We start from the raw sequence: 22,964 nt of genomic DNA, 5'->3' as shown, positions 1-22,964 counted from the left end.
ATACAATCACGATGATAAAGGTATTAAGGTAGAGCTTATTCCATCTTGAACAATTCCATCCCTCAGTTATTGTATACATAACGTATTCATAAGCCGTGGGAGTGAGACATGACAAAACCCTTCCCCATGAACGCCTGGTACGCCGCGGCGTGGGACGCCGACGTCAAGGCTGCGCTGCTGCCGCGGACCATCTGCGGCAAGCATGTCGTGATGTATCGCAAGGCCGACGGCGCGGTGACCGCGCTGGAGGACGCCTGCTGGCATCGCCTGGTGCCGCTGTCCAAGGGCCGGCTTGAAGGCGACACTGTCGTCTGCGGCTATCATGGCCTCAAATACAACGCGCAGGGGCGCTGCACCTTCATGCCCTCGCAGGAGACCATCAACCCCTCCGCCTGCGTGCGCGCCTATCCCGTGGTCGAGCGTCACCGCTACGTCTGGCTCTGGATGGGCGATCCCGCACTCGCCGATCCCGCGCTCGTCCCCGACATGCACTGGAATCACGACCCGGCCTGGGCCGGCGACGGCAAGACCATCCACGTCAATTGCGACTACCGCCTCGTGCTCGACAATCTCATGGATCTCACCCACGAGACCTTCGTGCACGGCTCCTCCATCGGCAATGATGCCGTCGCCGAGGCGCCGTTCGACGTCACCCATGGCGAGAAGACGGTGACGGTGACGCGCTGGATGCGGGGCATCGAGCCGCCGCCGTTCTGGGCCAAGCAGCTCGGCAAGCCCGGCCTCGTCGACCGCTGGCAGATCATCCGCTTCGAGGCGCCGTGCACCATCGCGATCGACGTCGGCGTCGCGCCGACGGGCACCGGTGCGCCGGAAGGCGACCGCTCGCAGGGCGTCAACGGCTTCGTGCTCAACACCATCACGCCGGAGACCGAGAAGACCTGTCATTACTTCTGGTCCTTCGTCCGCAATTATCGGATCAGTGAGCAGCGCCTCACCACCGAGATCCGCGAGGGCGTCTCCGGCATCTTCCGCGAGGACGAGCTGATCCTCGAAGCGCAGCAGCGCGCGATGGACGAAAACCCCGATCGCATCTTCTACAACCTCAACATCGACGCCGGCGCGATGTGGTCGCGCAAGCTGATCGATCGGATGGTGGCGAAGGAAAACGCCCCAAAGCACCTTCAGGCCGCGGAGTAGAACATGGCCGAGCGTGAGGTCGACCGCTCCATCTCGCAGACCGTGAAGGCGCAGCTCGCGCTGCGCGACCAGATCCTGTCGGGCGCCTTGCGGCCGGGCGAGCGCATCTCCGAGCTGCAGGCGGTGGAGACCACAGGCGCCTCGCGCACGCCGGTGCGCATGGCGCTGGTGCGGCTGGAGGAGGAGGGGCTGTTGGAGGCGATCCCCTCCGGCGGCTTCATGGTGAAGGCGTTTTCCGAGCGCGACATCTCCGATTCCATCGAGCTGCGCGGCACGCTGGAAGGCCTGGCGGCGCGCTTTGCCGCCGAGCGCGGCGTCTCTGCGCGCGAGCTCGAGCCGCTGAAGGAGTGCCTTGCTGCGATCGACGAGCTGCTGCGGCAGGTCCCGATCTCGGTCGATGCTTTCTCGGCCTACGTCGCGCTGAATGCGCGCTTCCACGCCCAGCTCACGGAGCTGTCGCGCAGCCCGCCGCTGATCCGGCAGATCGACCGCGCCTCGGCGCTGCCGTTTGCCTCGCCGAGCGGCTTCGTGATGGCGCAATCGGCGTTGCCGGAGGCGCAGCAGATCCTGATCATCGCCCAGGAGCACCATCGCGTCGTGATCGACGCCATCGAGAACCGCGAAGGCGCGCGCGCCGAGGCCGTCATGCGCGAGCATGCCCGGCTGGCGGTGCGAAACCTGCGGCTCGCGCTGCGCAACCGCACCCATCTCGACCTCTTGCCGGCGCTCGCGCTGATCAAGACCGCAACCGATTGAGGGCAGTCACCATGCGCTTCATCGAGACCTGGACCCCGGCAACGCTCGTCGCCACCCGCGATCTCACCCCGAACGTCCGCGAATTCCTGATCAAGCCGGATCAGTTCGAGGCCGCGGCCTATCCGGTCGGCAGCCACATCAATGTCAGCGTCACCATCGACGGCCTGCCGGAGACGCGGTCCTATTCGCTGGTTGGCGAGGCCTCGTCGCACGGCCTCCGAATTGCTGTGCGCCGCGCGGAGGATTCCCGTGGCGGCTCCCGCTACATGTGGTCCTTGCAGCCGGGCGCGCGGCTCGACATCACCCAGCCCGCCTCGCTGCTCGCGGTGGACTGGACTCGCGAGAATTATTGCCTGATTGCCGGCGGCATCGGCATCACCCCGATCCTCGGCGCCGCGCAGGCGCTGGCGCGGCGCGGGGCGGATGTCACGCTGCATTATGCCGTACGCTCGCGCCGCGAGGCCGCCTATCTCGACGATCTCGCCGCGATGCTTGGCGATCGCCTCGTCGTTCATGCCAGCGAGGAAGGCAGCCGGCTCGATATGGACGCGCTGTTCGCCTCATTGCCGCAAGGCACGCTAGCGCTGTTCTGCGGCCCGATGCGCATGCTCGACGCCGCACGCCATGCCTGGATCGGCGCCGGCCATCCGCTCCCCGATCTTCGCTACGAGACGTTCGGCTCCAGCGGCACGCTGCCCACCGAAACGTTCAGGGTGCGCCTGAAAGACTCCGGTGTCGAGCTCGAGATCCCGCGCGAGCGCTCGATGCTCGACGTGCTCAATGCCAGCGGCTTTGAGGTGATATCCGATTGCAAGCGCGGCGAATGCGGCCTCTGTGCCATCGACGTGGTCAATGTCGACGGCGAGATCGACCATCGCGACGTCTTCTTCAGCGACCACGAGAAGAAGAGCAACCACAAGATCTGCACCTGCGTCTCCCGCGCCCGCGGCACGATCACGGTGGATACGTTGCTGCGCGCGGATGCGGTTTGAAGGAGGCCGGAGCGGGACTCTCCTAGGAGCAAGTAGACGGCGCCGCGGGCTCCACCTCTCCCGCTTGCGGGAGAGGTCGCGCCGAAGGCGCGGGTGAGGGTTCTCTCCTCTGGGGGAATCCCTGTAGCCCGGATGGAGCGGAGCGAAATCCGGGGCGGTGTTGCTCCGGCGCACACTCGTCCCGGATTGCGCTCCGCTCCATCCGGGCTACGAAGGACCAATCGGTAGAGCCCTACGCCGCGTAAATCGCCCGGTACTTCTTCGTCTCCAGCAGCGCCATCACCCCGTCCGCGGCCACCGGCCGGCTGATCAGATAGCCCTGCACCTCGTCGCAACTGATCTGCCTGAGATATTCGAGCTGGTCGGCGGACTCGACCCCCTCCGCCACGACGCCGATCCGCAAATCGCGCGCAAGCGAGATCACCGATTTCACGATGGCCGCGCAGTCCGGCTGCACCAGCATGTCGCGGATGAAGGACTGGTCGATCTTGATGCGGCTGAACGGCAGCTTGCGCAGGTAAGTCAGCGAGGAGAAGCCGGTGCCGAAATCGTCGAGCGCGAGGGTGACGCCGAGCTCCAGCAGTGCGTTCAGGACCGTCGCGGCCGAACCGTACTTCGCCAGCAGCATCGATTCCGTGATCTCGATCTCGAGCCGTTGCGGGGCGATCCTGGCGTCGGCGAGCGCCTGCACGATGGTCTGGAGGATGGCCGTGTTGTGAAATTGCGCGGCCGAGAAATTCACGGCAACCCTGATGTCTTCGGGCCAGTCCGCCAGCGTCGCGCAGGCGCGGCGGATGACCCATTCGCCGATCTCGTGGATCAGCCCAGTCTCCTCGGCGACTGGTATGAATTCACTCGGCGGCACCAGCCCCCGCGAAGGATGCTGCCAGCGCAATAGCGCCTCGAAGCCGGTGATCCGGTTGGTGCCGAGATCGAGGAACGGCTGGAACACCAGGAACAGCTCGTTGCGCGCAATCGCGCCTGCGAGGTCCGCTTGCAGCGCCTTGCGCTCGCGGGAGGACCTGTCGTCGGCCTGTTCGAAGAAGCAGACCGTGCCCGGCCCCGCCTTCTTGGCGCGGTAGAGCGCGGCGTCGGCATTCTTCATGAGGTCGAGCGGTGTGTTGCCGTCGCGTGGCGCCAGCACGATGCCGACGCTCGTCGCGCCGACGATCTGGCGACCCTCGATCTGGAACGGCTCGCTGAAGGCCGCGACGAAGCGTTCGGCGATCTCGAGCGCATCCTCGGGCCGTGTCAGATTGGCCATCACCAGCGCGAACTCGTCGCCGCCGATCCGCGCGACGTGCTCGGCGGCGCGCGTGCAGCGTTGCAGGCGGCTGGCGACCTGGACCAGGAATTCGTCGCCGGCGGGATGGCCGAACTGGTCGTTGACCTCCTTGAAGCGGTCGAGATCGAGCAGGAGCACCGCGAATTCCTCGCCCGATAGCGCCAGCCGCTTGAGCGCGGCATCGAGCGTTTCGTTGAAGGCGACGCGGTTGGGCAGGTGGGTCAGGGGATCGAGCCGCACCGTGCGCTCGGCCTCGATCTGCCGCATCATGCGCCGGGCGAACGAGAACGAATTGACGAACACGCCGCGCAAAAGGACGCTGCCGTAGACCACGACGAGAAAGGCGATGAGGAGAAAGGCGAGATCGCCGTTCTGGCCGAGGCAGATGGCGATGCCGAGGAAGATCGGCGCCGTGAAGGCGATCGCCGCGATCGGAATGGTGGCGAAGGCGAGCGCGCCGCCGGCCAGCATGCCCGCGCACAGGCAGGTAATGACGAGCTGGCCGCCGCTGGAAGCGTCGGCGAAGAAGGCGACCGGGACGATGCCCCAGGCGGCGCCGAGGATGAAGGCGTTGCGCACCAGCCGGTACATCGCGCGACGCGAGACGAATTGCGGCTTGGTGATGCGGCGCGCGACGTGGGATTGCAGGCCAAATCCGATCGCGGCGGCGGCGACAGCCGCCGCCCAGATCAGGGCGGGCATCCTGTCCGGCGACTGCCACAGCGCGATGGCGAGCACGATGGCGTTGCAGGCATTGGCCAGCATGATGCCGACCGAATAGCCGAGCACCAGCGACATCTGCTCGGCGCGGATATGCCCGGCCACGGCCTCGTCCGTTGCGGGACCGCCAAAGGCCGACAGATCGCCGGCGAACAGCCGTGCGACATAGCTGGTCGTTTGAGTCCGCATTCAATAGCCTAGCAGCACGGGCCGTTCTTTTCGGCTCGATCCGGAGAATTCGCCGTAAACCTTTGACGAACTATGAATTATCCCCGCTTGCCGCGCCGGCCGCGACCACTACTGCGTGCTCTTCACGCAGTATCGATAACAAATCGATACAAATGCCCGACAGGCCGGACATCAAACGGGGCGGGGGCGCGGTCTCAGCTGGGTGATGGCGACCCCGGAGATCGCGAGCAGTCCGCCGACGATCAGCTTGGGCGTAAGCCGGTCGCCGAGAAACAGTACGCTCGAAAGCAAGGCAAACACCGGAAGTAGCAGACCGAAGGGCGCGACGCGCACCATCGAGCAACGGGCGATCAGCCAGAACCAGAGGCCAAACCCGACAATTCCCCCGGCGAAGATCGTGTAGGCGAGCGCCAGCCAGCCAAGTTCGCCCGCCGTCACAAGGCTCGCCGCTTGTCCATGTTCAAGGAGCAGCGACATCAACATGACCTGCGGTACCGTGAGCAGCGAGGACCACCCCATCAACATCAAGGGATCGAAGGGGCCATAACGCTTCGTCAAGACGTTGGACACCGCGAAGGCGAAAGCTGCTCCGACTACAAGCAGCAGCGGAAGCGGGTTGGCGGACTGGTCAGGCTCCGCTGCCAACACGGTCACGCCGACGAAAGCAAGCATCACTCCGGCGCAGGTGGCGAGTGACGGTCTCTCCGCGAGCAGCAGCCATGCGAGCAGAACCGTGAAGGGCGTGGCGAGTTGGTATGCGAGGGCCGACGTGCTTCCCGAGCCGAGCCCGAGGCCAACGTAGAAGAGCCCGAAATTCAGTCCGCCCAGGAAAAGCGAAATGGCTGCGACAGGGCCGAGCTGTTGACGCGTGGGCCTGTCCACGAACGGAACAAGCAGCAGCGCAATGGCCAGAAAGCGCAGTGCGAGGAAGAAGAGCGGTGGAAACTCCGCAACGCCCACTTTGATGGCCACGAACTGATAACCCCAGATCAGGGGAACGGCGATCGCGCAGACGATCTGGATGGCAGACATGGCGGATGTCCTTTTTTAAGACCGATCAGTCCAAATATGGGCGCGCCATCAGCGGAGGCGTCACGGGGTTGCTTACCTGACGAAACGACCGATGAGAGCGTCGACGGCCGCTTGCGATGTGGTCCGTGCCGGTGCCGTCTTGCCGACCACGCGCAGCCCTTCAACGAAACAGACGAGAACCCGGGCGGCCGTTGCGGGCTCAACACCATCGGCCAACCTGCCCGCCGCTTTCGCGCGGGACAGTGCATCGGTCACTTTGGCCTCCATCGCCTTGAAGAAGCCCGCAACTCGTCGACCGACGTCGGCATCCCCGCCAGCCAATTCCATGGCCGTGGCCACCAGGAGGCATCCACGCCGACCGTTGCTCCCGCTGGTGCGCTCGACGTAACCGGCGAGGTAGGCCTGCAGACCCTCGACCGGATCGTTTCGGGGGTCGAATTCGACATCCATCCGCGCCAAGGCATCTGCGATGTAACGATCGAGCGCCCGCAAGAACAGCGAATGCTTGTCACCGAAAGCGGCGTAGAGGCTGCCCCGCGACAGCCTGGTCGCGCGCAGGAGATCGGGCAGCGCCGTGGCGTGATAGCCGCGCGACCAGAACACATCCATCGCGCGTTCGACGGCGGCGTCCACGTCGAAACTTCGCGGCCGGCCACGGGGCATCGGCGTTGCAGTATTTTGTCTCATGCCGATATATAGACCGATCAGTCATTAAATGACAAGCCCAAGCTCCGGGGGATCATCAGCCTCCTATCCGGACCTCAACACCGGAATCTGCGCTGATGTTTTCTTCTCGTCAGCGGATCGAGACGCCCCCTCGATCGCGTGATACGTTTCGTGGACCGGCAGGCCACCGTGCGCCGCGTCGGCACCGGATGCGTTCGAAATTCCGAGGGCCTGTCCATGAGCGAGCCTTCAGCCGACGTGTCGGCAATTGTCGAATACACGATGGACAAATGGCGGATGGACCGGGTCCCCTGGGCCATGTGGACCTGCGTCGCCGGCCTTGCGATCGCGCTGCACGCCGAGAGCCGCGGCCAGAATGGAGCCGTTTTGGCCCTTGTCTATTTGGCTCTGCTGGGGCTGGCATTTGCAGGCTATGCCCTGACGCGCCTGATCGGACGGTCCGGCCTGCCCTTGCTGCTTGAATTGTTGATCGGTGTCCTTGTCCTGATCATCGTCTCCGGCGTGATCGGTGTGATCAGCGTGTTGGTCGGCGGGCCAAGCGGCCGCTCCAGCTATGTCGGCACCATGCGCAGTCTCTATTGGAGCCATCTCGTGAACCCGTCGCTGAATGTTTTCGGCTGGATGATGCTCTATCTGGGTTTGGGATGGATCGCGTTTTCAGCTTACCGGCACTTCTATTCGGATCGGGCGGTCGTCTCCCTGTCTGCCGCGGGCATCCACTTCCACAGGCCATGGCTCAAGGGTCTCTTCATTCCCTGGCAGGAGGTGCGCGGGGTGGGCCATCTCGTCGTTCCCGGCATCTCGGGGGTGCCGTATGTCAGTCCATACGCTGCGGCCGTCACGGTCGGTCAGGATTTCTACGAGCAGCATATCGCCGCGAAGCGCAGCTTCTTCTCGCCACCGGGGGCCGAGGCCATGTTCCAGCCGAAAGGCGAGATGATGCAGGTGGTGCTGAGCAGCGCCGACATGGCGGTCAAGCCGGAAGATTTTCTCGGGCCTGCCGAGGCGCGGTGGAAGGCATTTGGGGATCAACCGGCGTCGCCATCCCAACGCGGGGGCACCGTCTTCTATGGACGGTGGTCGATCGATGGCTCTCGGTGGCAGGCCGTTCAGTTTCTTACGCCTCTCGTCGGCCTGGCCGTGGTCGTGCTGTACCGATAGGGGAATTCCTGCTCAGCGGCCGAGTTGCTTCGGATCGTAGAAGAAGCGCTCCTCGATGATCTCATTGCCGCGCCAGGTCTGCCACGCGATCTCCTCCAGTGTCCGCGTCGCGCCGTCGGCGCCCGTGAAGGAGAATTTCCAGCGGCTGGCGACGACGTCGCCATCGATCAGGCTCGGGCCGAGGCGCACGGCAGTGACCGTCTTGAACGCCGCCAGCACGCCGCGCTCCTTGTCCGCGAGCTTGTCGCGCCCGACCACGGGCGCGGCGAGGTTCTCATAGGTCGCGGTATCAGGAGTGTAGTAGTCGAGGATCGCGCCGACGAAGTCGCCATCCTCCAACCGCTTCGCAAAGGCTTCGACGATCTCACGGCTCGGCATGGCGACCTCACAATTTAAAACCGACTGATAGTCGGTAATTACCGACCGATAGTCGAAAAGTCAACTGGCCGGCTCTCGCGAATTCGACTAGACGAGAGCTTATGGCCAAACAGGCGGAGCGGCGGGCGGCGACATCGGAGGCGATCCTGACGGCGGCGCGGCGCCTGTTCGGGACGCAAGGCTTTGCCGCGACCACTATGGACGACATTGCCGAAGGCGCTTCGGTCGCCAAGGGCGCGGTCTATCATCACTTCAAGACCAAGGAGGCGGTGTTCGAGGCTGTGTTCGACCAGGTGTCGCGCGACCTCGTTGCCGAGATCGACCGCACGGCACGCGCCGAGAAGGACGTGCTCGCCGCCATGGTCGCCGGCACCCAGCATTACTTTGCCGCGACCGCGAAGGGGCCGACCGGCCAGATCATTCTGCGTGACGGCCCCGCCGTGCTCGGCTGGGAGCGCTGGCGCGAGATCGACGCGCAGCACTTTGGCGGCAAGATGCCGCGCGCGCTCTCCGCCGCGATGGAGGTCGGCCTGATCGCGCGTCAGCCGGTCGAGCCGCTGGCGCGCCTCCTGCTCGGCGCGGTGACGGAGGCCGCAGTCGCCTGCGCCGGACGCGCCGATATCGCAAGGGCGGGCGCGGAATATGCCCGTGCGTTCAAGTCGCTGGTGGAAGCGCTGCGTCTGCCCGCATGATTGTGGTAGTGACGAACCGGAAACGCCCACGCCAACAAGAAGAATAGTAGCGCATGAACGCAACTTCCTCTCTCGCACCCACCGATCCCGAATTCGACTACATCATCGTCGGCGCCGGCTCCGCCGGCTGCGTGCTCGCCAACAGGCTCTCGGCGAACGGCAAGCACAGCGTGCTGCTGCTCGAGGCCGGCCCGAAGGATTCCAACATCTGGATCCACGTCCCGCTCGGCTACGGCAAGCTGTTCAAGGAGAAGAGCGTCAACTGGATGTACCAGACCGAGCCGGAGCCGGAGCTGAAGGGTCGCCAGGTGTTCCAGCCGCGCGGCAAGACGCTGGGCGGATCGAGCTCGATCAACGGCCTGCTCTATGTCCGCGGCCAGCACGAGGACTACGACCGCTGGCGCCAGCTCGGCAACACCGGCTGGGGCTATGACGACGTGCTGCCCTATTTCAAGAAGGCCGAGAACCAGTCGCGCGGCGCCGACCAGTATCACGGCACGGGCGGGCCGCTGCCGGTGTCCAACATGATCGTGACCGATCCGCTGTCGAAGGCCTTCATCGACGCTGCCGTCGAGAGCGGTCTGCCCTACAATCCTGATTTCAACGGCGCGACCCAAGAAGGCGTCGGCCTGTTTCAGACCACGACGCGCAACGGCCGGCGCGCCTCGACGTCGGTGGCCTATCTCGGTCCCGCGAAGGCGCGCAGCAATCTGAAGATCGAGACCTCCGCCCACGCTCAGCGCATCCTGTTCGAAGGGCGCCGAGCCGCAGGCGTCGAATACCGGCAAGGCGCCACCTTGCGCCGCGCCCGCGCGCGGCGGGAAGTCGTCGTGTCGAGCGGCGCCTACAACTCGCCGCAGCTGCTTCAGCTCTCCGGCGTCGGGCCCGGCGATCTCCTGCGCAAGCATGGCATCGAGGTGGTGCTCGATGCTGCCGGCGTGGGGCATGATCTGCAGGATCACATGCAGGTCCGCATCGTCATGCGCTGCTCGCAGAAGATCACGCTCAATGACACCATCAATCATCCGCTTCGCCGCACCATGGCCGGCGCACGCTATGCGCTGTTTCGCAAGGGATGGCTGACGATCGCAGCCGGCACGGCGGGCGCCTTCTTCAAGACCAGTCCGCGCCTCGCCTCGCCCGACATCCAGGTTCATTTCCTGCCGTTCTCGACCGACAAGATGGGCGAGAAGCTGCACGATTTCTCCGGCTTCACCGCTTCGGTTTGCCAGCTCCGTCCTGAAAGTCGCGGTTCCCTCCGCATCAAGAGTGCCGACCCGGCCGTGCCGCCGGAAATCCGCATCAACTACATGTCGACCGAGACCGATCGCACCACCAACGTCGAGGGCATCAAGATCTTGCGCAAGATCCTGAACGCTCCGGCGCTGAAACCGTTCGTGGTCAGCGAGTACGACCCCGGCGCGAAAGTATCTTCGGATGCCGAGATCCTGGATTACTGCCGCGAACGCGGCAGCACCATCTATCATCCGACCTCGACCTGTCGTATGGGCAATGACGCGCTCGCGGTGGTCGATCAGCGGCTGAAGGTGAGGGGACTCGAAGCCTTGCGTGTCGTCGACGGCTCGATCATGCCCGATCTGGTGTCAGGGAACACCAATGCGCCAATCATCATGATCGCCGAAAAGGCCTCCGACATGATATTGGAGGATGCGCGTTAGTTTCGCGCTTTGAAAGGATCCGGACTTGGCTACGCGACTGAAGATCGGCACACGCAAGAGCGCCATGGCGCTGGCACAGACGGAAGAGATTGCGCGCCGCCTGACCGCCGCGGTGCCCGGTCTCGACGTCGAGATCGTGAAATTCGATACCACGGGCGATCTCGACCAGACCAGCAAGCTGCTGCCGCATGGCGGCAAAGGCGGCGCCTTCGTGGCGCAGATCCGCGCCGCCGTGCTGTCGGGTGAGCTCCAGGCGGCGATGCATTCGTTAAAGGACATGCCTGGTAACGAGGACACGCCGGGTCTCGTCATCGGTGCCACGCTGTCGCGCGATCCGCCTGGTGATGCGCTGGTGCTGCGCGAGGATGTGACGCTGGAGGCGCTGCGGCAGTCCCGCGGCAAGGGTTTCAAGATCGGCACCAACGCGGTGCGCCGTGCAGCCTATGCGCGGCGGCTGTTCCCTGATGTCGAGGTGATCCACTTCCGTGGCGCCGCCGACACGCGCGTGCGCAAGCTCGACAATGGCGAGAAACAGCGCCTGCCGGATGGCGGCGCTGTGGGGCCCGCCGATGCGCTGATCATGGCGCGCTCGGGCCTCGATCGCGTCGGCCTGTCCCACCGCATCGCCTACGAATTCACAGCAGTGGAGATGTTGCCGGCGGCAGGGCAGGGCATCGTCGCGGTCGAATGCGCCGCGCAGGATTGGCAGACGCGGCAGATCCTGTCGTCGATCGACGACTCCGCTGCGCACGCCTCCGCCGACGCCGAGCGCGAGGTGCTGTGGGTGCTCAACGGCCACTGCAATTCACCGGTAGCGGGCTTCTCGACCATCACGGGCGATCGGATGTCGCTCACCGCCTCGGTGCTCGATCTCTCCGGCAACACCATCATCGAAGCCTCGCATACGGGGCCGGCCAACCGTCCGCGCGAGCTCGGCCGCGCGGTGGGATTGGACCTGCTGACGAAGGGTGCGGCGGAGATCATCGAGCGCAGCCGGCCGCGGTAAGCATGCCGAAATCACGATCTCTGATGATGTCATTTTGCACCTGTTTTGCCCGACAAGTCAAAACGCACGGGCGAGTCATGCCCGCCTAATATTTTCAACGACTTGCCTACTGTGCATGGGGTTGTTTTTCGCACTTTTTGCAAGACCCGATCACAACGGCTCGTCATGCCCGGGCTTGTCCCGGGCATCCACGTTCTTCGCGTCGCATGGCAAGGCGTGCATGGCCGGGACAAGCCCGGCCATGACGACGTGGATAGACGGCCCTCACCCCCGCACGCGCCGGATCATCTGCTCGACATGGGCGATCGGCGTCTCCGGCTGGATGCCGTGGCCGAGGTTGAAGATCAGCCGCCCGGCAGCAAAATTGGCCAGCACGTTGTCGACCGCGCCATCGAGCGCGGCGCCGCCCGTGATCAGCACCAGTGGATCGAGGTTGCCCTGCACCGCGACCTTGCTCTGCACCCGCTCGCGGATGAAGGCGGGCTCCGCGGTCCAGTCGATGCTGACGGCATTGACGCCGGTCGCTTCGACATAGCCGGGCAGTTGCGCGCCCGCACCGCGCGGGAAGCCGATGATCTTCGCGTCCGGCACTTTGGCCCTTACGCCCTCGACGATGCGCCGCGTCGGCTCGACCGACCAGCGCGCGAACTCGGTCGGCGGCAGCACGCCGGCCCAGGTGTCGAAGATCTGCAACGCGTCGGCCCCGGCGTCGAGCTGTGCCAGCAGATACTGAATCGAGTTGTCGACCAGGACGTCGATGATCTGCGAGAAGGCTTCCGGATGCCGGTAGGCCATCATCCGGGCCGGCGCCTGGTCCGGCGTGCCGTGGCCTGCGACCATGTAGGTCGCCACCGTCCACGGTGCGCCGCAGAAGCCGATCAGCGCGGTCCTGGGATCGAGCGCGCCGCGCACGATCTTCAACGCGTCGAACACCGGCTCGAGCTTGCCGAAATCTGCGTGCGGCGCCAGCGTCGCCACCTTGGCCGGATCGTCCAGCGGCTCGAGCCGCGGGCCCTCGCCGACCTCGAACCGCACCGAACGTCCGAGCGCATAGGGAATCACCAGGATGTCGGAGAAGATGATCGCCGCATCGAAACCGAACCTTCGGATCGGCTGCAGCGTCACCTCGGCGGCAAGCTCCGGGTTGAAGCAGAGATCGAGGAAGCCGCCCGCCTTGGCGCGCACCTCGCGATATTCCGGCAGGTAGCGCCCGGCCTGGCGCATCATCCACATGGGCGGGACAGCTTGGTGCTGGCCGGAGAGGACGTCGATGAAGGGTTTCGTCGAAGACTGGGGCACGAATGGTCCTGAAGCAGGTTGTGCCTCCTGATACACCGCCGCGGCCCGCAGCGGAACAGGGGAACCTGGATGATCGGGCCGCGTTGACCAGGCAATGGAGGAGATCATGGCTGAGACATTCAATCCCGCGCCGCACGACAAGCACGCCGAGGACCTGCGCGAGGCGCTCGCTGCCGATCGGCAGTCCAAGCTCGACGACGGGCTGAGGGACACGTTCCCAGCGTCCGACCCCGTGAGCGTGGCGCAGCCGACGCCCTCGAAGGCCGACGCCGATGCCGAGCATCCTTCGCTCTGGGCCAAGGTCAAGGCCATCTTCAGCTAGCGGCGGCGGGCGCCGGATTCCGATCGGCCCGCTAATGTCTTGTTAGCGATGCACCGATCGCCGCGTCCGTAAGACTACTGGAAAGGGCGGAAACCGCCGCGTAGTCCGGTAGCGATTTCAGAATTAAATAACAGAAGCGGCAGAGGTTTTCCGAACGATCGGAGAACCCTGCCACATGAGCGCTACCCAACGAGCCGGATGGAGCCGCCTGCCGCTGCGCGCGGCGGCCTTCGTGGCGCTGACCTGCGCGACGATCCTCGGCGTCAGCGGTTGGCGTGAATGGACGGCACGCGATGCGGTGCTCAAGGCCGCCGAGATGGAGATGGCGAACGTGGCCCGTTCGCTGACCCAGCATGCCGAAGACAGCCTCGATCTCCTGGATTCTGGTGTCGTCGGCGTGGTCAGCCGGTTGGAGATGGACGGCACCGCACCGGTCACGATCGCGAAGCTGCGCACCTTGCTGGATGTGCGCAAGAAGGCGATCGCGCGCATTCACAGCCTCGCCATCATCGACGATCAGGGCAACTGGCTGACCTCACCCGGTACGATCGGCACGACCTTCAGCGACGATGCCTTCTTCCGACATCACCAGCTCTCGCCGAAGCGCGAGGCCCATGTCGGCCGTCCCGTGAAGAGCCTGCTGGACGGCGAATGGGTCGTCACCCTGTCACGCCGCTTCAGCAAGCAGGACGGCAGCTTCGGCGGCGTGGTGCTCGCGACCATCAGCTCGAACTATCTGTCGCACTTCTACAAGCAGTTCGAGATCGGCCGCAACAGCTCCGTGTCACTGGCGCATGGCGACGGACTGATCGTCGCGCGCAATCCCAGCAACGAGACATTCGTCGGGCGCAGCGTCGCCGACAAGCCGTTGTTCCGCGAGCCGAGCCTGCAACGGCCGAGCGGCGCCCATCATTTCACCTCGTCGCTGGACGGTGTCGAACGCGTCAGCTTCTTCAATCGCAGCGGTCGGTTCCCGCTCCTCCTGCTCGCCACCGTCGACAAGGACGAGCTGCTCGCGCCGTGGCGCGCGGCGGCGATCTCCCGCATGCTCTACGTGTTCGCGCTGGTGATGCTGATCGCAGTCATCGGCGGCGTGCTGGTGCGGCAGTTGCAGCGCGGCCAGCGCATGGCTGTCGCGCTGACCGAGACGGAGGCGCATTTCCGCCTGCTCGCCGAAGGCTCCAGCGACATGGTGACGCGGATCGGCCTCGATGAGCGACTGCGTTATGTCTCGCCCTCGTCGGTCCGCATCGTCGGCTGGCGTCCCAATCAACTGGTCGGTTCGCCGGCCCTCGCGGGTATCAATCCGGAGGACCTGCCGGAAGTCCAGGCGATCGTCGACGCGATGAAGCGCGGTGAGAAGGAGGAGGCGCGTCTCACCTACCGCAACTCGCATCGGCAGAACGGCGAGATCTGGCTCGAATCGACCATGCGGGTGACGCGCAAGGACAATGGCCAGGTCGATGGCGTGGTCGCGATCTCCCGCGACATCACCGAGCACAAGAGGCTGGAAACCAGGCTCGAGACGCTTGCGATCGAGGACAGCCTCACCGGCCTTGCCAATCGCCGCCGCTTCGACGAGCGCCTGAAGGAGGAATGGGCGCGTGCCTATCGCGACCGCTCCAGCCTTGCTTTGCTGATGATTGATGTCGACCACTTCAAGGCCTACAACGACGAATATGGCCATCCCGCGGGCGATGCCTGCCTGCGCCTGATCGCCAAGATCATCGCGGCCGAAGCGCAGCGCGCCGGCGATCTGGCGGCGCGTTACGGCGGTGAGGAATTCGCCATGCTGCTGCCGAACATCGATGCCGCCGGCTGCGCCCGGATCGGCGAACGGATCCGCAACGCCATTCACGAGGCCGGCCTCGCGCATGGCAGCAATGAGGCGGCTGGATGCGTCACCGCTTCGCTTGGCGGCGCAGCCTGCCGGCCGGCGTTCGAACGAACCGCGGGGGTCGCTGCGCTGGTCGAAGCTGCCGACCGGGCGCTCTATGCCGCCAAGGCCGCAGGCCGCAACCGCCTGGTAATGTCCGGCGAGGTCATGGATCTGCTGCCCAAGGCGTCCGGCCAGTAACACCGTTCAATAATGCGGCGGAGGCTCGTTGGCAGGCCCTGGCGCATTTGCCTCGGCGTCCTGCAGCCGAGCATTGAGCTCGGTGATCTGCCGCGTCAGCCTGTCGATCTGCTTCCACTGCGCGGTGATGGTCTGGTTCAACGTCTCGATCGTATCGTCCTGATAGGCGAGGCGCGTCTCCAGCGTGTCGATGCGCTCGCTCAGCGTCTTGATCTCATTCGTCACGCGTTACGTCCTTGTTTCGCTCGCGCAAGCCGTGGCCGAGCGCCACGCGCTCGTCGAACACGAAGCATTCGCCGCGCCAGCGGCTCTCCGCCTCCGGCACCTCTTCCAGATATCTCAGGATGCCGCCCTTGAGGTGATAGACCTCGCCAAAGCCGCGCGCGAGCAGATGCGCGCTCGCCTTCTCGCAGCGGATGCCGCCGGTGCAGAACATCGCGATCCTGCGGTGCCGTGCCGGATCGAGCCGCTCGGCGGCAAAGTCCTTGAACTGGCCGAAGCTCTTGATGCCGGGATCGAGCGCGCCCTCGAACGTGCCCATCGCGACCTCGAAGGCGTTGCGGGTGTCGAGCACGAGGGTATCGGGTGCTGCAATCAGCGCGTTCCATTCGTGCGGATCGACATAGGTGCCGACCTGACGCGTCGGATCGGCGGCCGCATCGCCCAGGGTGACGATCTCCTTCTTCAGCCGCACCTTCAGCCGTCCGAACGGCATCGCCTCCGCGGCGGAGAATTTCAATTCGAGATTGTCGAGCCTGCCGCCGAACATGTCGCCGCGTGCGAGCTCGTGAGCGAAGGCCTCGATCGCCTCCGGTGCGCCGGCGACCGTGCCGTTGATGCCCTCCTGCGCCAGCAACACGCTGCCCTTCAGCCCAAGGCCGGCGCAGCAGGCGCGCAGCGGCTCGCGCAGCTCGCGGTAATCCGGGAGGGCGACGAATTGATAGAAGGCGCAGACCTTGTAAGGCGTATTGCTGGACGTCATGGCCGCTCGTTTAGCAGGCGGCTCGCGCCCGGAAAACCCGCATCGCAAGAGCCTGCAAAAGGTCCATACGCCCAGCGGATAGCAGCCATTTTCCTGGTATGCCAGCATTGCCCCGCGGGGCGGGAATGTGCCATGTAGACGCGGTTTTCGAGATGGCGCGCCAACCGCGCCGACGGCCAAGAGAGCAAGACATTCGATGAGAAACTTCCATTTCCCCGGCAGGTCCACGGTCCACGCCACCAACGCGATGGTGGCGACCTCGCATCCGCAGGCCTCGCTCGCCGCGATCGAGGTGCTGCGCGAGGGCGGCACCGCGGTGGACGCGGCGGTTGCCGGCTCGGCCCTGCTCGGCGTGATCGAGCCGCAATCGACCGGCATCGGCGGTGATTGCTTTGCGCTGATCCAGCCGCGGGGCGAGGGCAAGATCGTCGCCTATAACGGCTCCGGCCGCGCGCCAAAGGCGGCGAATGCCGACTGGTATCTCGAACGCAAGATCAATTCCGTGCCGCTCACCTCGGCGCATGCGGTCTCGATCCCTGGCGTGATCGATGCCTTCGCGACCGTCTTGCGCGATCACGGCAAGTTCGGTTTCGACCGGCTGCTCCAGCCCGCGATCAAGGCGGCCGAGGAAGGCTATGTCGTCGCGCCCCGCATCGCCTTCGACTGGAAGAACCAGTTCGAGAAGTTGAAGAACGGTACCAACACCGTGCGCTATTTGTTGCCGGGCGGCCAGCCGCCGGTCGCCGGCGACGTCATTCGCCAGGCCGAGCTCGGCAAGACGCTGCGCGCGATCGCCAAGGACGGCCGCGACGCGTTCTACAAGGGCGAGATCGCGGAGGACATGGTCGAGACCCTCAGGGGCATCGGCGGCCTGCACACGCTCGACGATTTCGCCGCGCACACGACCGAAGTGACCACGCCGATCGGCACCATGTACAAGGGCTATGACGTCTGGCAGTGCCCGCCGAACGGCCCGGGCGTCACCGCGCTGTTGATGCTCAACATCCTGTCGCGGTTCGATCTGACCAAGTACGCGCCCGTGAGCGTCGAGCGCTTCCATCTCGAAGCGGAAGCGGCACGCATCGCCTACATGAACCGCGAGATGCATGTCGCCTCTCCCGAGCACATGAAGATCAACGTCGCCGAGATGCTCGAGAAGGGCTTTGCCGACGAGTACATCAGCAAGATCCGCCTGGACGGCATGCTCGACCTGCCGAACGTCGCGCCGCCGATGAATCCCTCGACCATCTACATCACGGTCGTGGACAAGGACCGCAACGTCTGCTCGTTCATCAATTCGGTTGCGCATTCCTTCGGCTCGGCGATTGTCTCGAACAAGACCGGTGTCCTGTTCCAGAATCGCGCCGGCGGCTTCCGCATCCAGCCGGGCCATCCCAATTGCATCGAAGGCGGCAAGCGCCCGCTGCACACGATCATGCCGGGCCTGCTCACCAAGGGCGGCCGTTCCACGATGTCGTTCGCGGTCATGGGCGGCCAGTACCAGCCGACGGGCCAGACTCATCTCCTGACCAACATCCTCGACTACGGCTGCGACGTGCAGGAGGCGATCGACATGCCGCGCGGCCTGCACTACGAGGGACAGTATCAGCTCGAGGACAGCGTGCCGGCGGCCGTCGTCGAGGGCCTGAAGAAGCTCGGCCACAAGACCACCAGCGTGGTCGGCCCGCTCGGCGGTGCCCAGGCGATCTGGATCGATTGGGACAAGGGCACGCTCACCGGCGGCTCCGATCCGCGCAAGGACGGCTGCGCGCTGGGTTATTGATCGCCGGCGCAGTTCCCCACGCGAGATCAGGAAAAGTTGACGAAGGGCGGCGCGGCATTTGCTGCGCCGCCCTTCTCTCATCCGGAACTGCGCCCATTGCTCCAGGTTAAGGGGCGATGAGCGGTGCAGGCGTGCGCTGCTTTGCAGATCAGCGGCGGAGGCCTGCCATGCCCGACAAACCAGGTTCCAGATCATCCGGATTCGACCGGCGCGCCTTCATGACCGGCGCGGCGGGCAGCGCGCTGATCCCGATCACGGCGCGCGCGGCGTCGGAGGATGCCCGGGCGCCGGCCGCGCAGGATCCGTCGCTTCCCGTCGAGGTCACGCTGCGCGTCAACGGCAAGGACAAGCGCCTGACCATCGATGCGCGCACCACGGTGCTCGATGCCTTACGCGAACATCTCAAGCTCACCGGCAGCAAGAAGGGCTGCGACCACGGCCAGTGCGGCGCCTGCACGGTGCTGATCGACGATCGCCGTGTGCTATCGTGCCTGACGCTGGCACTCGCCGCCGAGGACCAGGAGATCACGACGATCGAGGGCCTCGCCACCGACGACCGCCTGCATCCGATGCAGCAGGCCTTCATCGATAACGATGCGTTCCAGTGCGGCTATTGCACGCCCGGTCAGATCATGTCGGCGATCGCGTGCGTGAAGGAGGGCCATGCCGGCAGCGAGGCCGACATCCGCGAATACATGAGCGGCAACATCTGCCGCTGTGCCGCCTATCCCAATATCGTCGCTGCCGTGAAGCAGGCCGCGCCCGAGATCATGAAAGGCTAGGCGCATGCGACCGTTTTCGTATCAAAGGGCATCAGACCCCGACATGGCCGTGCAGGCGCTCGGCACCGCCGCGGCCGCCAACGATCCGCTGACGAAGGCGGCGGCGCAGCCGCTTGCCGGGGGCACCACGCTGATCGATCTGATGAAGCTCGACGTGATGCGGCCCACCGCAATCGTCGATATCAGTCCTCTGGCCCGCGCCTGGTCTGCGATCGCGCCAAGCGGCGACGGCTTGCGCCTCGGCGCGCTCGCCAAGATGTCCGACGTCGCCGCGCACGCCGAGATCCAGCGCAGCTATCCCGTGATCGCGGATTCGCTGAAGCTCGCCGCGAGCGCCCAGCTGCGCAACATGGCAACGCTCGGCGGCAACGTGATGCAGCGGACGCGCTGCAACTACTTCCGCGATGTCTCCTATGAGAACTGCAACAAGCGCAATCCAGGCTCCGGCTGTGCCGCAATGGACGGCGTCAATCGCATTCATGCGGTGCTCGGGACCTCCGATCAGTGCATCGCGACGTATCCTGGCGATTTCGCGCAGGCGCTGATCGCGCTCGATGCCATGATCGAGATCACCGGCAAGGCCGGTACGCGCAGCATGCCGTTCGCGCAGCTTCACAGGGCACCAGGCAGCACGCCCGACATCGAGACTGCGCTTCAGCCCGGCGAGCTGATCTCGGCGTTCTCGATCTCCGGCCGCTGGCCACGCTCCGTGTATCTGAAGGCCCGCGACCGGCAATCCTACGAATTCGCGCTGTCGTCAGCCGCCATCGCGCTCGACGTCCAGGACGGCACGATCCGCGACGCGCGCGTCGCGCTTGGCGGCGTCGCCACCGTGCCGTGGCGGGCGCGTGAGGCCGAGGCGCTGTTGAAGGGACAGAGGTTCGACGAAGCTCTGGCACAGCGCGTCGCCGATGCAGCTTTCGCAGACGCCCGCGGGCGCCGGCACAACAGCTTCAAGATTGCGCTCGGCAAGCGTATCGTGGCACGCGCGCTCCAGCAGGCCGTAACGATGGAGATCTGACCATGACCGCTGCAGCTCCCGGGCCAAGGACGAATATGGGGCAGCCCGTGCCGCGCTATGATGCGGCCGCCAAGGTGACGGGGCGGGCGACCTATGCCTCGGACATGCCGCTGGACAATCCAGCCTACGCGTTCCTGGTCACCAGCGCCATCGCCAAGGGCCGCATCGACCGCTTCGACCTCGACGATGCCAAGCGCGTCCGCGGCGTGATCGACATCGTCACGCACGAGAACGCCCCGAAGCTGAAGGAGTCGAAACTGTACAGCAATGGCGGCTATGCCGGCACCACGATCCAGCCGTTGAAATCGGCCGAGATCGCCCATGACGGCCAGATCATCGCCGTGGTGGTGGCGGAGAGTTACGAGGCCGCGCGCGAAGCGGCCAACCGCGTCAAGGTCAGCTATAGCGCTGCTGCGCCCACCGCGACTTTCGATTCGCCGGGGACGACGACGGCCGCCGCGAAAGGACAAAACTCGCAGTTCAAGGAAGACCCGAAGGTCGGGGATTTCGCCAAGGCGTTCGACGCGGCCGAGGTCAAGCTGACCGCCTCCTACGAGACGCCGACGCAGCATCACAATCCGCTGGAGCTGTTCACGACCAGCTGCACCTGGATGGGCGACAATCTCGTCATCTACGAGGGCAGCCAGTATGTCCATGGCCTGAAGCACGGCGTGGCCGAGCAGCTCGGCATCGACGCCGACAAGGTGCGCGTGGTCAATCCCTATGTCGGCGGCGGATTCGGCTCGCGAGGTTCGATGACACCGCGCACCGCCATCATCGCCGCCATGGCCAGGCGCCTGAACCGTCCGATCAAGCTGGTCCCGACCCGCGACCAGGGCTTCACCATTACCACTCATCGAGCCGAGACCCGTCACGAGATCAAGCTTGGTGCGAGCCGCGACGGCAGGCTGGTCGCCTTGAGGCATGAGGGGGCCGAAGTCTCCTCGCGCCCCGACGCCTATTGCGTCGGCGGCACCAAGACCACGACCCGCCTCTATGCCTGCCCGAACGTGGATAGTCTGGTCTCGATCGTGCGTGCCGATCGCAACACGCCGGGCTTCATGCGCTCGCCCCCCGAGGTGCCGTACCTGTTCGCGCTGGAGAGCGCGCTGGACGAGCTCGCCGTGAAGCTGAACATGGATCCGGTGGAGCTTCGCCGCATCAACGACGCCACCAGGGATCCCATCGATGGCAAGCCCTACACGTCGCGATCGCTCATGGCGTGCTTCGACGAAGCCGCCAAGGCGTTCGGCTGGTCGCAGCGCTCGCCACAGCCGAAATCGATGTCGGATGGCGACTGGTTGATCGGCTACGGCTGCGCCGCCACGTGCTATCCGACGCTGGCGGGACCGTCCGCCGCGCGCGTGCGCCTGCAGCGCGACGGCCGCACGCGCGTCGAGATCGCTGGCCATGAGATCGGGACCGGCGCCTACACCGTCATCGCCCAGACGGCTGCCGAGCGGCTCGGCGTGCCCCTTGAGAAGGTGGCGGTCTTCATGGGCGACAGCGACCTGCCGCCTGCGCCGGTTGCCGGCGGCTCCAATTCCACCGCCAGCACCTGCTCGGCCGTGATGATGGTGTGCGATCAGATCCGACAGCGGTTGTTCAAGGCGCTGATGCCCAGCGACAGCCTTGCCGACAAGGCCAAGGAGACCGTCGGCATCAGCCCGGCTCCCTCGACCCAGGCGGCCAAGGGCGATCGCTCGCTCGACATCGAGAAGGCGTTCGATGCGCTCGGCGTCGGCGTGGTCGAAGAATATGGCGAGTGGAAGCCGGAGGGCGCGCCGATGGACTCCTTCCGCGCCATGCACAGCGGGCAGGTCCGGCTGATCGGCGGCCATCAAATGAAGGACCAGATCGCCTATGCCTTCGGCGCCGAGTTCGTCGAGGTCCGCGTCAATCGCTTCACGCACGAGATCCGCTGCCCCCGCCTGATCGGCGCGTTCGCGGCGGGCAGGATCATGAATCCGCGCACCGCGCGCAGCCAGCTCATGGGCGGCCTGATCTGGGGCATGTCCTCGGCGCTGCTCGAGGCCACCGAGATCGACGAGCGCAATGCGCGCTACGTCAACGACAATCTTGCCGATTACCTCGTGCCCGTGAATGCCGATGTGCCCGGTGTCGAGGTGATCATGCTGTCCGAGGAGGATGATCGCATCAACCCCGTCGGCGTGAAGGGCCTCGGTGAGCTTGGCAATGTCGGCACCAATGCTGCGATCTGCAATGCTGTCTACCATGCCACGGGACAGCGTATCCGCAGGCTGCCGGTTCGGCTCGAAGATATCGAGCTCTAAAGGGGGTGGAAACGGCGACCGCCTTGGGTTAGACACCTCTCGCCTCAAACGGAAGGTGTTTTATGCAGCGTTTCCAGCGCGCGCTCCTCGCCCTGATGTCGGCACTCGCGATCACCGTGATCGCCAACGTGTCGCATTTCGTTTCCACAACGGCCTCGGCCCAGACCGCAGGAAAGACCATGACCACAGCTTCAGGCTTGCAGATCATCGACTCCACCGTCGGCACCGGCGCCTCGCCGCAGCCCGGCCAGATCTGCGTGATGCACTACACCGGCTGGCTCTATGAGAACGGCCAGAAGGGCAAGAAATTCGACAGCTCCGTCGATCGCAAGGAGCCGTTCGAGTTTCCGATCGGCAAGGGCCGCGTCATCGCCGGCTGGGACGAGGGCGTTGCCTCGATGAAGGTCGGCGGCAAGCGCACGCTGATCATCCCGCCGCAGCTCGGCTACGGCGCCCGCGGCGCCGGCGGCGTGATACCGCCGAATGCGACGCTGATGTTCGACGTGGAATTGCTCGCGGTGAAGTGACTGACGTCTCTACATCATCATGCCCGCCATCGTCCCGCCTGCGCGGCCGAAGCCGCTTCGGCGACGTGAAGGCCCGGGCATCCGCGATCTTCGTGCCGCGCGGTCAAGACGTGGATGGCCGGGTCAAGCCCGGCCATAACGG

The 22,964-nt window shown here is 65.4% G+C and carries 21 protein-coding genes; 14 read left to right on the top strand and 7 right to left on the bottom strand.

The genetic code is table 11. The features are described from left to right. Positions 1-108: 108 nt before the first annotated feature. The 3 genes from I6F12_RS34140 to I6F12_RS34130 are packed head-to-tail and all read left to right on the top strand — an operon-like array spanning position 109 to position 2,906. Positions 109-1,158 carry an aromatic ring-hydroxylating dioxygenase subunit alpha gene (locus I6F12_RS34140; RefSeq protein WP_109145038.1) on the top strand — a complete coding sequence of 350 codons (1,050 nt, stop codon included), beginning with the start codon at positions 109-111 and terminating at the stop codon, positions 1,156-1,158. Positions 1,159-1,161: 3 nt separating this feature from the next. Further along, positions 1,162-1,914: a GntR family transcriptional regulator gene (locus I6F12_RS34135; protein ID WP_225138974.1), complete on the top strand. Its 753-nt coding sequence runs from the start codon at positions 1,162-1,164 to the stop codon at positions 1,912-1,914. An 11-nt stretch (positions 1,915-1,925) separates the two neighbouring features. Next, entirely contained in the window at positions 1,926-2,906 is a 981-nt protein-coding gene (locus I6F12_RS34130; protein WP_225138973.1) for a PDR/VanB family oxidoreductase, read from the top strand. A 232-nt stretch (positions 2,907-3,138) separates the two neighbouring features. Here the strand turns inward: I6F12_RS34130 and I6F12_RS34125 are convergent, their stop codons facing one another. From I6F12_RS34125 to I6F12_RS34115, 3 genes are all read right to left on the bottom strand, one after another. Then, positions 3,139-5,100: an EAL domain-containing protein gene (locus I6F12_RS34125; RefSeq protein ID WP_225158264.1), complete on the bottom strand. Its 1,962-nt coding sequence runs from the start codon at positions 5,098-5,100 to the stop codon at positions 3,139-3,141. A 171-nt stretch (positions 5,101-5,271) separates the two neighbouring features. Next, the gene (locus I6F12_RS34120) at positions 5,272-6,132 is read right to left on the bottom strand and encodes an EamA family transporter (RefSeq protein ID WP_225128121.1); all 861 of its coding nucleotides are present in this window, start codon (positions 6,130-6,132) and stop codon (positions 5,272-5,274) included. A 72-nt stretch (positions 6,133-6,204) separates the two neighbouring features. Beyond that, positions 6,205-6,819: a TetR/AcrR family transcriptional regulator gene (locus I6F12_RS34115; RefSeq protein WP_225112431.1), complete on the bottom strand. Its 615-nt coding sequence runs from the start codon at positions 6,817-6,819 to the stop codon at positions 6,205-6,207. A gap of 150 nt (positions 6,820-6,969) precedes the next feature. Here I6F12_RS34115 and I6F12_RS34110 point away from each other — a divergent pair, with 150 nt between their 5' ends. Continuing rightward, positions 6,970-7,980: a hypothetical protein gene (locus I6F12_RS34110; protein WP_225158263.1), complete on the top strand. Its 1,011-nt coding sequence runs from the start codon at positions 6,970-6,972 to the stop codon at positions 7,978-7,980. 12 nt (positions 7,981-7,992) lie between these two features. Here the strand turns inward: I6F12_RS34110 and I6F12_RS34105 are convergent, their stop codons facing one another. Next, positions 7,993-8,358, bottom strand: a complete 366-nt coding sequence (locus tag I6F12_RS34105) for a nuclear transport factor 2 family protein (RefSeq protein WP_225158262.1) — start codon at positions 8,356-8,358, stop codon at positions 7,993-7,995. A gap of 101 nt (positions 8,359-8,459) precedes the next feature. Here I6F12_RS34105 and I6F12_RS34100 point away from each other — a divergent pair, with 101 nt between their 5' ends. Genes I6F12_RS34100 through hemC form a run of 3 tightly spaced genes read left to right on the top strand, consistent with a single transcriptional unit; the run spans position 8,460 to position 11,735 of the window. Then, positions 8,460-9,050, top strand: coding sequence for a TetR/AcrR family transcriptional regulator (locus I6F12_RS34100; protein ID WP_225147046.1), 591 nt, complete (start codon positions 8,460-8,462; stop codon positions 9,048-9,050). Between the two features lie 53 nt (positions 9,051-9,103). Beyond that, positions 9,104-10,729 (top strand): choline dehydrogenase, encoded by a 1,626-nt coding sequence (locus tag I6F12_RS34095; RefSeq protein WP_225158261.1) that lies wholly within the window; start codon positions 9,104-9,106, stop codon positions 10,727-10,729. 25 nt (positions 10,730-10,754) lie between these two features. Then, positions 10,755-11,735, top strand: coding sequence for a hydroxymethylbilane synthase (gene hemC, locus I6F12_RS34090; protein WP_036024752.1), 981 nt, complete (start codon positions 10,755-10,757; stop codon positions 11,733-11,735). A gap of 264 nt (positions 11,736-11,999) precedes the next feature. Here hemC and hemE read toward each other — a convergent pair whose 3' ends face one another. Further along, on the bottom strand, positions 12,000-13,034 hold the full coding sequence (hemE, locus tag I6F12_RS34085; protein ID WP_074448117.1) for a uroporphyrinogen decarboxylase: 1,035 nt from the start codon (positions 13,032-13,034) through the stop codon (positions 12,000-12,002). A 106-nt stretch (positions 13,035-13,140) separates the two neighbouring features. Here hemE and I6F12_RS34080 point away from each other — a divergent pair, with 106 nt between their 5' ends. Both I6F12_RS34080 and I6F12_RS34075 read left to right on the top strand, forming a co-directional pair. After that, positions 13,141-13,356 carry a hypothetical protein gene (locus tag I6F12_RS34080; RefSeq protein WP_036013926.1) on the top strand — a complete coding sequence of 72 codons (216 nt, stop codon included), beginning with the start codon at positions 13,141-13,143 and terminating at the stop codon, positions 13,354-13,356. Positions 13,357-13,531: 175 nt separating this feature from the next. Then, positions 13,532-15,433, top strand: coding sequence for a diguanylate cyclase (locus I6F12_RS34075; RefSeq protein ID WP_225158260.1), 1,902 nt, complete (start codon positions 13,532-13,534; stop codon positions 15,431-15,433). Positions 15,434-15,439: 6 nt separating this feature from the next. Here I6F12_RS34075 and I6F12_RS34070 read toward each other — a convergent pair whose 3' ends face one another. Together I6F12_RS34070 and I6F12_RS34065 are read right to left on the bottom strand one after the other, a co-directional pair. After that, positions 15,440-15,658 carry a SlyX family protein gene (locus tag I6F12_RS34070; protein WP_036024763.1) on the bottom strand — a complete coding sequence of 73 codons (219 nt, stop codon included), beginning with the start codon at positions 15,656-15,658 and terminating at the stop codon, positions 15,440-15,442. Continuing rightward, positions 15,648-16,415, bottom strand: coding sequence for a rhodanese-related sulfurtransferase (locus I6F12_RS34065; protein WP_225158259.1), 768 nt, complete (start codon positions 16,413-16,415; stop codon positions 15,648-15,650). Before I6F12_RS34065 ends, I6F12_RS34070 begins: the two co-directional genes overlap by 11 nt. A 196-nt stretch (positions 16,416-16,611) precedes the next feature. Between I6F12_RS34065 and ggt the strand changes: the two genes are divergently transcribed. The 5 genes from ggt to I6F12_RS34040 all read left to right on the top strand — a co-directional run bounded on the left by ggt (position 16,612) and on the right by I6F12_RS34040 (position 22,822). Further along, positions 16,612-18,198 carry a gamma-glutamyltransferase gene (gene ggt, locus I6F12_RS34060; protein ID WP_225158258.1) on the top strand — a complete coding sequence of 529 codons (1,587 nt, stop codon included), beginning with the start codon at positions 16,612-16,614 and terminating at the stop codon, positions 18,196-18,198. A 167-nt stretch (positions 18,199-18,365) separates the two neighbouring features. Then, on the top strand, positions 18,366-18,980 hold the full coding sequence (locus I6F12_RS34055; protein ID WP_225158257.1) for a (2Fe-2S)-binding protein: 615 nt from the start codon (positions 18,366-18,368) through the stop codon (positions 18,978-18,980). A 4-nt stretch (positions 18,981-18,984) separates the two neighbouring features. Continuing rightward, positions 18,985-20,001, top strand: a complete 1,017-nt coding sequence (locus I6F12_RS34050; protein WP_225158256.1) for a xanthine dehydrogenase family protein subunit M — start codon at positions 18,985-18,987, stop codon at positions 19,999-20,001. A 2-nt stretch (positions 20,002-20,003) separates the two neighbouring features. After that, on the top strand, positions 20,004-22,295 hold the full coding sequence (locus I6F12_RS34045) for a xanthine dehydrogenase family protein molybdopterin-binding subunit (RefSeq protein ID WP_225158255.1): 2,292 nt from the start codon (positions 20,004-20,006) through the stop codon (positions 22,293-22,295). Between the two features lie 62 nt (positions 22,296-22,357). Beyond that, positions 22,358-22,822: an FKBP-type peptidyl-prolyl cis-trans isomerase gene (locus tag I6F12_RS34040; protein ID WP_036024769.1), complete on the top strand. Its 465-nt coding sequence runs from the start codon at positions 22,358-22,360 to the stop codon at positions 22,820-22,822. The last annotated feature ends 142 nt before the right edge of the window (positions 22,823-22,964 follow it).

Origin of the sequence: Bradyrhizobium sp. IC4059 (assembly GCF_020193615.1) — a bacterium.
Lineage (GTDB): Bacteria > Pseudomonadota > Alphaproteobacteria > Rhizobiales > Xanthobacteraceae > Bradyrhizobium > Bradyrhizobium yuanmingense.
Note: the sequence above shows the minus strand (reverse complement) of the source record. Positions and strands in the feature narration are given on the sequence as shown.

What these genes read in the sequence shown, in the direction of transcription:
- I6F12_RS34140 (WP_109145038.1), top strand. Translation starts at nt 109, where the DNA reads ATGACAAAACCCTTCCCCATGAACGCCTGGTACGCCGCGGCGTGGGAC.
- I6F12_RS34135 (WP_225138974.1), top strand. Translation starts at nt 1,162, where the DNA reads ATGGCCGAGCGTGAGGTCGACCGCTCCATCTCGCAGACCGTGAAGGCG.
- I6F12_RS34130 (WP_225138973.1), top strand. Translation starts at nt 1,926, where the DNA reads ATGCGCTTCATCGAGACCTGGACCCCGGCAACGCTCGTCGCCACCCGC.
- I6F12_RS34125 (WP_225158264.1), bottom strand. Translation starts at nt 5,100, where the DNA reads ATGCGGACTCAAACGACCAGCTATGTCGCACGGCTGTTCGCCGGCGAT.
- I6F12_RS34120 (WP_225128121.1), bottom strand. Translation starts at nt 6,132, where the DNA reads ATGTCTGCCATCCAGATCGTCTGCGCGATCGCCGTTCCCCTGATCTGG.
- I6F12_RS34115 (WP_225112431.1), bottom strand. Translation starts at nt 6,819, where the DNA reads ATGAGACAAAATACTGCAACGCCGATGCCCCGTGGCCGGCCGCGAAGT.
- I6F12_RS34105 (WP_225158262.1), bottom strand. Translation starts at nt 8,358, where the DNA reads ATGCCGAGCCGTGAGATCGTCGAAGCCTTTGCGAAGCGGTTGGAGGAT.
- I6F12_RS34100 (WP_225147046.1), top strand. Translation starts at nt 8,460, where the DNA reads ATGGCCAAACAGGCGGAGCGGCGGGCGGCGACATCGGAGGCGATCCTG.
- I6F12_RS34095 (WP_225158261.1), top strand. Translation starts at nt 9,104, where the DNA reads ATGAACGCAACTTCCTCTCTCGCACCCACCGATCCCGAATTCGACTAC.
- I6F12_RS34080 (WP_036013926.1), top strand. Translation starts at nt 13,141, where the DNA reads ATGGCTGAGACATTCAATCCCGCGCCGCACGACAAGCACGCCGAGGAC.
- I6F12_RS34075 (WP_225158260.1), top strand. Translation starts at nt 13,532, where the DNA reads ATGAGCGCTACCCAACGAGCCGGATGGAGCCGCCTGCCGCTGCGCGCG.
- I6F12_RS34065 (WP_225158259.1), bottom strand. Translation starts at nt 16,415, where the DNA reads ATGACGTCCAGCAATACGCCTTACAAGGTCTGCGCCTTCTATCAATTC.
- ggt (WP_225158258.1), top strand. Translation starts at nt 16,612, where the DNA reads ATGAGAAACTTCCATTTCCCCGGCAGGTCCACGGTCCACGCCACCAAC.
- I6F12_RS34055 (WP_225158257.1), top strand. Translation starts at nt 18,366, where the DNA reads ATGCCCGACAAACCAGGTTCCAGATCATCCGGATTCGACCGGCGCGCC.
- I6F12_RS34050 (WP_225158256.1), top strand. Translation starts at nt 18,985, where the DNA reads ATGCGACCGTTTTCGTATCAAAGGGCATCAGACCCCGACATGGCCGTG.
- I6F12_RS34045 (WP_225158255.1), top strand. Translation starts at nt 20,004, where the DNA reads ATGACCGCTGCAGCTCCCGGGCCAAGGACGAATATGGGGCAGCCCGTG.
- I6F12_RS34040 (WP_036024769.1), top strand. Translation starts at nt 22,358, where the DNA reads ATGCAGCGTTTCCAGCGCGCGCTCCTCGCCCTGATGTCGGCACTCGCG.